The sequence below is a fragment of the Rhodanobacter sp. BL-MT-08 genome, from assembly GCF_054161255.1.
Window position 1 is genome coordinate 3,357,405 of record NZ_CP167872.1, and the last position, 12,120, is coordinate 3,369,524.

The 12,120-nt window shown below is 62.9% G+C and carries 6 protein-coding genes; 4 read left to right on the plus strand and 2 right to left on the minus strand.

Translation table 11 applies throughout. The features are described from left to right. Positions 1 to 272: 272 nt before the first annotated feature. On the plus strand, positions 273 to 3,227 hold the full coding sequence (locus tag ACDK93_RS15080) for a TonB-dependent receptor (RefSeq protein WP_458069681.1): 2,955 nt from the start codon (positions 273 to 275) through the stop codon (positions 3,225 to 3,227). A 129-nt stretch (positions 3,228 to 3,356) separates the two neighbouring features. Then, positions 3,357 to 4,940: an alpha-amylase family glycosyl hydrolase gene (locus ACDK93_RS15085; RefSeq protein ID WP_458069683.1), complete on the plus strand. Its 1,584-nt coding sequence runs from the start codon at positions 3,357 to 3,359 to the stop codon at positions 4,938 to 4,940. A 197-nt stretch (positions 4,941 to 5,137) separates the two neighbouring features. Here the strand turns inward: ACDK93_RS15085 and ACDK93_RS15090 are convergent, their stop codons facing one another. Beyond that, positions 5,138 to 6,334: a cation:proton antiporter gene (locus tag ACDK93_RS15090; RefSeq protein ID WP_458069685.1), complete on the minus strand. Its 1,197-nt coding sequence runs from the start codon at positions 6,332 to 6,334 to the stop codon at positions 5,138 to 5,140. A 275-nt stretch (positions 6,335 to 6,609) separates the two neighbouring features. Between ACDK93_RS15090 and ACDK93_RS15095 the strand changes: the two genes are divergently transcribed. Further along, complete coding sequence (locus tag ACDK93_RS15095) at positions 6,610 to 9,912, plus strand: transglutaminase family protein (RefSeq protein WP_458069687.1); 3,303 nt, start codon at positions 6,610 to 6,612, stop codon at positions 9,910 to 9,912. A gap of 108 nt (positions 9,913 to 10,020) precedes the next feature. On the opposite strand, the gene ACDK93_RS15100 is transcribed toward ACDK93_RS15095, so the two are convergent. Further along, positions 10,021 to 10,920, minus strand: a complete 900-nt coding sequence (locus ACDK93_RS15100) for a hypothetical protein (RefSeq protein WP_458069688.1) — start codon at positions 10,918 to 10,920, stop codon at positions 10,021 to 10,023. 256 nt (positions 10,921 to 11,176) lie between these two features. Between ACDK93_RS15100 and ACDK93_RS15105 the strand changes: the two genes are divergently transcribed. Then, complete coding sequence (locus tag ACDK93_RS15105; protein WP_458069690.1) at positions 11,177 to 12,058, plus strand: sulfite exporter TauE/SafE family protein; 882 nt, start codon at positions 11,177 to 11,179, stop codon at positions 12,056 to 12,058. The last annotated feature ends 62 nt before the right edge of the window (positions 12,059 to 12,120 follow it).

Below are 12,120 nucleotides of genomic sequence, written 5' to 3' on the forward strand. Positions count from 1 at the left end.
CGGACGCACCAAAAGCTGCGTATTCGCAGGGCTTTGCGCTGGCGTAGCGCTTCAATGCCTGTCGAAGCAACTGTTCATGCTGCGGTGCGATTGGCTTCCTGATGCCGCCGTCATGAATACGTATGCAGAACCTGGTGACTGCTGGAACGTCGGCCCTACCATGCCGGCACGCCGCTGGGGATCACTGACCAGCGCAGCCTGCCACCACCGCCAACAAGGCGTGGGGCAGCAAGCGTCCAAGCACCAACACATTTTCGTGGGGAGACGAGAACATGCTACTGAAACGCAACGTAATGGCTGTGGCGCTGATTTCGGCCGGGCTGTTCATCACTGCGACGGCGTACGCCGGGCCGGGCGACGGCGCGGTCAATCCAGGCACAGCGCCCGGCACGTCTACTGCGCCAACGTCGCCAGCAGCGACGCCGCAGGACGACACGACCGACACCAAGGCCAGTGCGACCAAGAAGGCCAAAGACGACAGCGACGCGGCCAGTCCAAGCGAAAAGAAGAAGCTCGCCAAGAGCCTGTCGGCGATCACCGTGACCGGCTTCAGCAGCAGTATCGAAAAGTCGATCGACTACCAGCGCTACGCCGACAACATCCAGAACGTGGTGACCGCCGCAGATATCGGCGGCCTGCCCGACCAATCGATTGCCGACGCACTGACCCGCCTGCCCGGCGTCGCCGCCGAGCGTATCTCCGGACAGGATTCGCAGATCAACGTGCGCGGCCTCGACGGCAACTTTGTGCTGACCACCTTGAACGGTCGCGTGCAGCCGTCGACCAGCGGCAGCAATTACACGGACTTCGATCAGTACCCGTCCGAGTTGATCAATATGGCGACGGTTTACAAGTCGTCGCAGGCGTCGCTGATCGAAGGCGGCGTTGGCGCCACCATCGACATGGGCACGGCCAATCCGCTGGAAAATCCCAAGGAGCAATCGCTCAATATCGATGCCCGCGGAAGCTACGACGGCCAGGCGCACGACGTTACCGGCGCCAACGCGCTCGGTTATCGCTTCAGCGCCGCGTGGCAAGGCAAGTTTCTCGACGACACGCTCGGCGTCGGGCTCGGCATGGCGCAGCTGTATCAACCCCATGTGTCGGAGCAGTTTGTCGGCGAGTCCTATGCGTCTTCGCCACAGGCCGTCGGCACGGCCGGCCAGCAGGCCTACGTGCCTGACGGTATCCAGCTGCAGCAGAATGGCGGCGAAGAAAAGCGTACCGGCTATCTGGCGACCGTAGTGTGGAAACCCATCGATCAGCTGCAGATCAGCGGTGACAGCTTCTTTTCCAAGTTCAACAACAGCTCGTTCGGTTACGGCTTCCGCTCGCAGGACTTCGATTACGGCAACACGGTGATCACCAACCCGATCATTGCATCGAACGGTGCACTGATCGGCGGCACCGTCAGCAGCAATGCCGCCGGTGCGCAGGGCAACCAGTTCTCCAATGAAACCACGCTGGACAACTACACCAAGATCACCAACGTGTTCTCGGGCGGCCTCAACGCCAAGTGGAACGATGGCCCGTGGCACGTCGAGATGGACGCCTCGCTGTCGCACGCGTCCAGCAACCAGGTCAATATCGACGCCACCGCCGACCCTTACAACAACCTGGGAACCGCGAGCCCGACGCTGGCCACCCAGTCGGTCACCTACGCGCTGCACGGCGGTCAGGTGGGCACGGCCAGCTTCGCCAACCCGGGCATGTATACCAACCTCAACGACATGGCGCTGTCGCGTTACGGCGTGTATCCGTACGTGTACCACGACCGCGAAAAAGCGTTCCGCACCAGCGTGAAATACGACTTCCTCGACAACCCGATCATTTCCGCACTCGAAGCGGGCGTGTATGTCGACAACCACACCTATCAAGCCGATCGCAGCACGTTCGTGTACGGCTCGGAGTGGAACATCGCCAACGTGCCGGGCACGCCGTACAAACAACCGCCGCTGATGCTCAACGGCAACGACGCCACCACCACATGCTGGCAAGGCAAGTTCGCCGCGTTCCCGTGCTTCCTGAAACTCAACGGTCCTGGCGTGCTGGCCGCCAACGGCATCACGCAGACCCTGCCGGTGAAGGACTGGAACAACAGCTTCACGGAAATCCAGAGCGGCTCCGTCAACGAAAAATCACGCGACCTGTTCGTGATGGCCGATATCGATGCCCAGCTGTTCGATCACCAGCTGACCGGCAACGTAGGCGTTCGAGTAGCGCGCTTCTCACAGTACAGCCACGGCATCCAGCCGGTGGCAGTCGCCGGTACCGGCGATGCGATCACCGACGGCTATGGCGTGGTCAATCGCGATTACCACTACGTCGACGTCGGCCAGACCTACACCGACTACCTGCCCTCATTGAACCTGGCCTACCACCTTACCGACAGCGATCAGATGCGTTTCTCGGCGGCCAAGGTGCTGTCGCATCCGCCCATTGAAATGATGCTGGCGGGCGCTGGCTCGTACCTGTCGAACAACAACACCACGTACAACATCTATGGTGGTACCAGCCCGTATCTGAACCCGCTGCGCGCCAAGCAGTACGACCTCACCTACGAGCACTACTTCGACGATTCCACCGGCGTCTTTACCGCTGATGCGTTCTTCAAGCACATCGACTCGTTCGCACAGAGCATCACCTACAACAACTTCAACTTCGCCTCCATCGGCATCGCCGTACCGACGAATCCTGCCACCGGCCAGCCGTATATCAACGGCGACTATCAGTCGTCCTACAACGCACCGGGCGGGGATCTGCGCGGCGTGGAGCTGGATTATCAGAAGACGCATATCCTGCCGGGCGTGCTCTCCGGCCTCGGCGTGCAGCTGAATTATGCGTACACGCAGAACCAGAACCGCGCCATTTCCACCTTGGGCGGTCCGCCTCAGCAGCAGAGCCTGCCGGGCTATTCGCGCAAGGTGGCCAGTGCCGCCGTGTTCTACGATCTGGGACCCTTTTCGGCGCGCGTCTCCGGCAACTACCGCTCGTCGTTCGTCTCCAACTCGCAGATCGCGGTGACCAATCAGGTGGTGTACTTCGCACCGGAAACCGTTTTCGATTTCCAGGCCTCGTACCAGGTCAACAAGGACTTCAGCCTGGTCTATCAGATGCTCAACCTGACCAATCAGCCGACGCGTACCTACTTCGGCAATCCGCAGGAAACCGGCACGATCCAGTACTTTGGGCGCACGTCGTACTTCGGCTTCAACCTCACGTTCTAACGTCAGGCGCGCCGGCCATCGCCCTCACGATGGTCGACTATGGTTTCTCCGCCGATCCCGAGGCATGACTTCGGGGTCGGCTTTTTCTTTCTCGCGGCAAACGACCCGCGACATTTTTCGGGATACGGTATGTCGATAACACGCTCCTTTTTGAACCGCGCCATCGCCTTCGGACTGCTGGGCTCACTGCTGAGCCTGCCCGTCGGCGCGCAGGCACCGTCCGCCGCGCCGCGTGCGTCGGACTCGGCCACGGCGCCTTCGGGCGTCTACTACGAAATTTTTGTGCGCGCCTTTGCCGACAGCAACGGCGACGGCATCGGCGATCTCAACGGCATCACGGCCAAACTCGATTATCTGAAGTCGCTCGGCGTCAGCGGGCTGTGGCTGACGCCGATCAACCCGTCGCCGAGCTATCACGGCTACGACATTACCGACTACTACGGCATCAACGCGCAGTTCGGTACGGCGGCGGATTTTCAGAAGCTGCTCGACGAGGCGCACAAGCGCGGCATGGCGGTGATCATCGACCTGGTGATCAACCACACCAGCGATCAGCATCCGTGGTTCCAGTCCGCTGCCGATCCGAAGAGTGCCAAACACGACTGGTACAGCTGGTCGAACGCACACACCGATCTGAAAGCTATCAGCGCCACGGACACACCGGCGTGGCACGCGCTGGGAAATCAGCATTATCTGGGCACGTTCACCCGCTCCATGCCCGACCTCAACTACGACACGCCGGCCGTGCGTCAGGAGATGATCAAACTTGGACGCTACTGGCTGGCCAAAGGCGTCGACGGTTTCCGGCTGGATGCCGCGCAGCACATCTACTTCGATCTGAAATCGCAGAAAAATGACCCGAACATTCTGGCCAGGAACATCGCGTGGTGGTCGGACTTTCGGCGAGGTATCGACAGCGTCAAACCCGCTGCCTACGTGGTCGGCGAAGTGACGCGCGATGGTCCGGAACAGATCGCGCCGTACTTCAAGCCGCTCAGTGCCGCCTTCGATTTTCCGCTGGCCACGCAGCTGATCAAGAGCGCCAAAGACGAACGCGCGGGCGATCTCGGCGCGCTGCTCGATCGCACCGAAGCCGCGTATCGCAAGGTCACCGGCAAGTCCGGCGTCGACGCGCCGTTTCTGTCCAACCACGATCAGGATCGGGTGATGAGCCAGCTTGATGGCAACGCGCAGCACATGCGCGTCGCCGGGGCGATGCTGCTGACCCTGCCCGGCCATCCCTTCATCTACTACGGTGAAGAGCTCGGCATGCGCGGGCAGAAGCCCGACGAGAACATCCGCGAGCCGATGCGCTGGCATCGCGACGATAATGGCGCTGATGAAACGCACTGGAAAGCCTTCAGCGCCGGCGACGGCCCCGACGTTTCAGTCGACGCCGAACAGGCCGATGACCATTCGCTGCTGCACTACTACACCACGTTGATCGGCTGGCGCCGCCAGATCAGCGCGCTGCGCGACGGCACGCTAAGCGCGTGGTCGCAGGCCAATCCGCAAATCGCCGCCTGGCAGCTCAACGATGCGCAAAGCCGCGTGCTCGTCGTGCACAACCTCTCGGGCACAGCGCAGACGATTGATGTATCGAACGCCGAAGGGCACCGCTTCGATGCGCTGCAGGAGCAGAGCGAGCCGGGCATCACCCTCGCTGGGGGAAAACTGCAGCTGCCGCCGTACAGCAGCGCGATCGTGCGCTGAGTTCGTTCATGCAGCGATGCAAGGACTTTTCCCAAGCCGGAAGAGGTCTTTACGGCAAATCTCTTGTGCCTATGACGCATGCCGCCACTCGCAAAGTCGCACCGCAAAAAGCGTAAATCCTGGTGCCGAACAACTAGGTAAACGTCGTAGGCACCGGAGCAGCGCCTATTCACCATACAGATGGGGAGTTGGAAACGTCACCCGCTCGGCAAAAGTTTCGCGCGCGCCAGCCGCGGGCTCACCATCGGCACCGTAAGCATGGTGCTGGCCACCGCCATCAGCAGCAGCGCTGTGAAGGTGGCGCTGGTGATCAGATGGCGATCGAGCAGGATATTGACGAAGATGATCATGATCAGCGCCTTGGTCTGCAGCAGCCAGCCGATGATCCACGCCTCGCTCTTCGGCCAGCCCAGCCAGCGGCCCGCCAGATGGATGCCAGTGAGTTTGCCGGCGACCGCCGCGACCAGCAGCACGGCCGCAGCGATAAATACCGCGCCGCCGCCGACGGTCCAGTTGGTGCGCAGCCCGGTCGAGAGAAAAAACACCGGCATCACCACCAGCAGCACGTGCTTTCGCAGCAGATCCATGTGTTCCTGATTGAACCACTCGCGATCGATGACCGCGCCGGAGAGAAACGCGCCAACCATGAAGTGCAGGCCCGCGCGATCGGCAGCAAAGCCGCAGGCGGCCAGCCAGATCAGGCCGACGTACCAGCGATCAGACTCGGGTATTCGCTGCATCAGCTGGCGAAACAGCCACGCGGCCGGCGCGAACAGCAGCAAAAACAGCAGCTGCAGCCCGACCCGATGCCAGTCGAGCAGGATCAGCGCCAGCACGCCCCAGATCGCCAGATCGTCAAGACTCGCGTAGCGCAGCACGCGCTGGCCCAGCGGCGCGCGCATGATCTGCAGCTTCTCCATCAACAGCAGCAGGATCGGCAGCGCCGTGACCGCGCAGGCCATGCCAACGCCGAGTAGGAACTGCCACGGCGCCGCGGCCTCGCCCATCCACCCCTCACGCCACGCCAGCAGCCCCGCGGCCGCCAGGCTGCCGAAAATCAGCGGTACGCCCAGCGCCAGGCCCGCCGTGATGCCGCACTCGCGCCGCTGCACCCAAACCTGCTTCAGATCCAGCTCGATGCCGGCAATCCACACAAACACCATCACCGCCCACCAGGCGATGCCGTTGAGCGCCTGGATCACCGGCGGGCTGAACACGGTGGTGTAGTAATCGGGAAACGCCGCGCCAAGAATGCCCGGGCCCAGCACGATGCCCGTAACGATCTGCACCACGACCAGCGGTGCGTAGTAATCGGTGCGGCCCAGCCGCCAGATCAGGTACGGCACGCTGAAGATGATCGTCATGGCGATCAGGAAAATATCGGTGCTGGTCATTCGCTCTTCCGGCTTGCCGTGGCTGGCGCGCTATCGCGGTGATCGTAGCGGATTTTCCTGCGTTATCTGGTGGCATGCGCACATGCCAACACGGGCGCGCGCAACGAGACATCACAATGGTCTACTCACACGAGGCCCGTTAAGGTAGACACATCACGCCGACTCTCAGCAATTTATCGGCGCCGATCAACGCCCCAACCGACTGACTGAGACGCGAAGAAAATTCTCACCCATGGCCGGCCTCACAGGCCCGCCAACAAGCCTATAGAGATGCCATGTCGATCCATGTTGCCCTGACCCATATCACGCATTACCGCTACGACCGGCTGGTAAAGCTCGGCCCGCAGGTGGTGCGTTTGCGCCCTGCGCCGCACAGCCGCACGCCGATCCTCAGTTACTCGCTGAAGGTCGAGCCGGCCGGCCATTTCGTCAATTGGCAGCAGGATCCGCAAGCCAACTGGCTGGCGCGGCTGGTGTTCCCCGAGCCCACGCGCGAGCTGCGCATCGAGGTCGACCTGGTCGCCGAGCTGTCGGTGATCAACCCGTTCGACTTTTTTCTCGAGCCGTATGCCGAAACCATTCCCTTCGAATACGACGCGGAACAGGCCGAGGAGCTGGCACCGTATCTGAAGAAGCTGCCGATGACGCCGCTGTTCGAGCGCTACCTGGCCAAGATTCCGCGCGAACCGCTGCGCAGCGTCGATTTTCTGGTGCTGATCAACCAGCTGGTGCAGGGCGACGTCAGCTACCTGATCCGCATGGAGCCCGGCGTGCAGACGCCGGAAGAAACCCTGGCCAACGGCTCGGGCTCGTGCCGCGATTCGGCCTGGCTGCTGGTGCAGCTGCTGCGCCATCTCGGGCTTGCCGCGCGTTTCGTCTCCGGCTATCTGATCCAGCTGGTGCCGGACGTCAAATCGCTGGACGGCCCGTCCGGCACCACGGTCGACTTCACCGATCTGCACGCGTGGTGCGAGGTCTATCTGCCGGGCGCGGGCTGGATCGGGCTGGACCCAACTTCGGGCCTGTTCGCCGGCGAAGGGCATATTCCGCTGGCCGCGACCCCTGAGCCCTCCTCGGCCGCGCCGATCAGCGGCGGCGTCGATGAGAGCGAGGTCGAGTTCGAACACGTCATGCGGATCGAGCGCGTGTGGGAAGCGCCGCGCGTCACCAAACCGTATACCGAGGAACAGTGGCAGACGATCGAAGCGCTCGGCCATCGCATCGACGAGGATCTGGACAAGCTCGACGTGCGCCTGACCATGGGCGGCGAACCGACCTTCGTGGCGATGGACGACCCCGACGGCGCCGAATGGAACATCGCCGCGCTGGGCCCGACCAAGCGCAAGCTGGCCGGCGAACTGTTCCACAAGCTGCGCGACAAGTACGCGCCGCACGGCCTGGTGCATTTCGGCCAGGGCAAGTGGTATCCGGGCGAGCAGCTGCCGCGCTGGTCGCTCAACTGCTTCTGGCGCCGCGACGGCGAGCCGCTGTGGAGCGACCCGTCGCTGCACGCCGATGAGCGCAAGCCGGGCAAGGCCGATGCCGCACTGGCCGAACGCTTTCTGCACGGCGTGGCAAAAACGCTGGGTGTGCAGGCCGGCCACGTATTTCCCGCCTACGAAGACGCGTTCTACTACCTGTGGCGCGAGCGCCAGCTGCCGGTCAACGTCGATCCGCACGATGCCAAGCTGGACGATGCGCTGGAGCGCAAGCGGCTGGCCAAGGTGTTCGGCCAGGGCCTGGATAAAGTTGTGGGCCACGTGCTGCCCGTGTCGCGCAACAGCGATGGCACGTGGAAAAGCGGCCAGTGGTATCTGCGCAGCGAGCATTGCTATCTGGTGCCCGGCGATTCGCCGCTCGGTTATCGCCTGCCGCTGGAGTCGCAGCCGTGGGTACGCAAGGTCGATTTCCCCTTCGTTATTCCACCCGATCCGTCGCGCCCGGTGATGCAGCTGCCCAGCGCCGACGCGCTGAAAAAACAGCTGCTGCCGATCGACGGCGGTGTGGCGCTGAACGGACATGTCACCACGACCGAAGACGCCCCGCCGGCGCCCGGCGAGTCGGCCGACAACATCGCCCGCCGCGCGCTGTGCGCCGAAGCGCGCGACGGCATCCTGTACCTGTTCATGCCGCCGACCGACGAAGTGGACGACTACATCGCGCTCGTCGCTGCGATCGAAGCGACGGCGTCCGCTTTGAAAACCCCGGTCATTCTGGAAGGCTACGAGCCGCCGCGCGATCCGCGCATCAACCAGTTCCGCGTCACGCCGGACCCGGGCGTGATCGAGGTGAACATCCATCCCGCCACCGGCTGGGACGATCTGGTTGAACGCACCACCCACCTGTACGACACCGCGCGCGAAACGCGCTTGATCACCGAGAAGTACATGGTCGACGGTCGCCACACCGGCACCGGCGGCGGCAACCACTTCACCCTGGGCGCGGCGCAGACGCTGGACTCGCCCTTCCTGCGCCGGCCGGATCTGCTGCGCAGCCTGATTTCGTACTGGAACAACCATCCGTCGCTGTCGTTCCTGTTTTCCGGCCTGTTCATCGGCCCGACCAGCCAGGCGCCGCGCATCGACGAGGCGCGCAACGACTCGATCTACGAGCTGGAAATCGCCTTCCGCCAGATGCCCTCGCCCGGCGGCGATATCGAACCGTGGGTGGTCGATCGACTGCTGCGCAATCTGCTGATCGACGTCACCGGCAATACGCACCGCGCCGAGTTCTGCATCGACAAGCTGTACTCGCCCGACAGCGCCACCGGCCGGCTCGGCCTGCTGGAAATGCGCGCCTTCGAAATGCCGCCGCACGCGCGCATGTCGCTCGCCCAGCAGCTGCTGATCCGCGCGCTGATCGCGCGCTTCTGGAAGGAACCGTACGCGCCGCCGCGACTGATGCGCTGGGGCACCGAGTTGCACGACCGCTTCATGCTGCCGCATTTCGTGAAGCAAGACCTGGCCGACGTGCTCGAGGAAACGCGCAACGCCGGTTATCCCATCGACCTGGCGTGGTTCGAGCCACACTTCGAATTCCGCTTCCCCAAGGTCGGCGATTTCGCCAGCCTCGGCGTGGACGTCGAACTGCGTCACGCGCTGGAACCGTGGCACGTGCTCGGCGAGGAAGGCTCGGCCGGCGGCAACGTGCGCTACGTCGATGCCTCGGTCGAACGCATGCAGGTCAAGGTGCGCGGCATGGCAGGCGATCGCTACGCCATTACCTGCAACGGCCGCACCCTGCCGCTGGCGCCCACCGGCGACATTGGCGAATTCGTTGCCGGCGTGCGCTACAAGGCGTGGCAGCCGCCAAGCAGCCTGCATCCCACCATCCCCGCTCACGCACCGCTGGTGTTCGACCTGGTCGATACGTGGATGGATCGCAGCATGGGCGGCTGTCAGTACCACGTCTCCCATCCCGGCGGCCGCGGTTACGAGGATTTCCCCGTCAACGCCTACGCCGCCGAAAGCCGCCGCCTCAGCCGCTTCTTCCGCATCGGCCACACGCCAGGCACCGTCGGCGCACAGCCGGTGGAGCGCAATCCGAATTTCCCGTTTACGCTGGATCTGCGGCGGTAGTTTTGCTGGCGACAACGTTCGTCAATAACGCTGCGGTGACGTTGTTGAAATATTGAATCTTTCGTCACCGCGGCGCGTACCTGATACACGAGCGAAAGGTCCAGACCATCAATGGCTGGGCGGTTCAGGCGGCTTGTTGGCAGGTGTTGTTCCAAGGAAGCCGCCGCTTTCCCCGGCGGCTGTGGTGTTTGGCGCTGCCGTGTGGCAATTCGGCGGGAGCTTTTCAGAGGCGACGCGTGCGTCCCCACAATCCGCCTTGTTCGCCGACCTGCCGGGCGCTGAGGCAGAATTCGGTGGCTCACTTGCAGTTGCCAGCGTCTGAATATCAATCAGGGATTTCGCAGCAACCGGTGCTGATGGCGAAGAGCCGTGACAGCGCGTCGACGCAATCGCCAACACGGCGATCGAAGTACGCAGAGGTTCGGGGCTGCTCGGGCCGCCGGCACAATCGAGTTGTACCCCAGCGGCAAGTTTAACCATAGCGTGGAACGTCGCTCGATCAATCGCATGCGCGATCGCATTCTGCCGGTCAGGAGCCCATGACGAATCGAAGCGGGTCGCCTTGTACGTCACGCCACCCGTGCTGTGCTTCATGAGGTTTGCGTCGCCTTGTAGCGGCGCTTGCACATAGCCATCGGGGCCAGCGTTCCGCTGGTCCGCCGGCTGAGCATTCCAATCGTCCGAACGTGGAGGAGCATTGCTTACTTCCGTTACCGCTGGTGTGGCGACCACGTCCGTCTTCGCGGAAACAGAAGGCACGTTTGTGACTTTCATGGCTGGCACGACCGGCGCCATGACGATCGCCGAGTGCTTCTGCATGGTCGTGGGCAACGTCGACGTCGACGCGTGCGCGCGTGAGTCGGCATCCAAACGAATCTTGATGAAGCGAACCTGCAAAGCAGTGACAGGCGTTTGGCCGCGCGCTGCGCCATCCGTTTCGCGCGTTGGCGACACACACAGGCCAAACAGCAATCCAAGATGGATCGCGATGGAACAGGCCAGCGCCATAACCCCCAGCCATCGACCGCGACGTTGTGACTGTAGGCTTCGCCGACTCTCTACCATTCCAAACGCCGCGTCGCGCGGCGAGGGCCACGACGAGAACGCATCGTCCCGACTCCCGCCCGACCTGCGTAAATCGGACATCGGCAACGTGGCATCCTCCATGAAACCCTGAGGTTTGTTTGAGGTAACGACCGTGGTTTAGTTCCATTCGACTCAGACGCATCCCCGGTCTGAATCAGCCGCGACCCCGTCAACGAACTTGATTTTTCACCGCGCTGGATCGCCGCAAGACCTGCGGCACCGTACATGGATCGCCGTCGACCAGCGCGTTGATTTGAGCGGCAGTGCTTTCAACCCTCGAACGACGATGGCCACGTCGCTTATGCTTCATGCCATGACACCCATCACTCTCGGACTGCTTTTTATCGCCGGCCTCTGGGCCGGCACCCAGAATGCGCTGGCGGGCGGCGGGTCGTTCATCACGATTCCCGCGTTGATGCTTGCGGGTCTCGATGCCAGGTCCGCGAATATCACCTCGTCGGTAGCGCTCTATCCGGGACAGGTGGTCACGGGGTTGGCCGGTCGGCGGCTGATCGAGGATGCCGAAACCCTGTCGTTCAAGATGATGTGCGTGCTGGGGGCCAGCGGTGGCCTGATCGGTGCGCTGCTGCTGCTGTGGACGCCAAGCGACCTGTTCAAATCCATGCTGCCGTGGCTGATCCTGTTCGCCACCTGCCTGTTTGCGTGGTCCGCCTTCGGCCGCCGCACGACGGAAAAACGCAAGCCGATACCCACCGCTGCCGCCGTTTTTCTGCAGAGTGCGATATCGATCTACGGCGGCTATTTCGGCGGCGGCATCGGCTTTATGACGGTGGCCTCGCTCGGACTGATGGGTCTCTCGGCGCGACCGGCATCGGCGACGAAAAACGCGCTGGCCGCGGTGATCAACACGACCTCGCTGCTGGTCTTCCTGTTTTCCCCGTCGCTGATATGGATACCGGCCCTGCTTTTGGGCACCGGTGCCATTCTGGGAGGGCTGGTGGGCGCGTGGGTGCTGCGCCGCGTGCCGGAAAAGGCGCTGCGGATTCTTATTGTGATCATCGGCGTCGTGCTGACCGTGGCTTTGTTTGTCACCCGGTAGCGGCACTCGATAAGCCGCAAGCGGAAATCGGGGCGATGACGAGGGGGCGATGTTGGGATTCG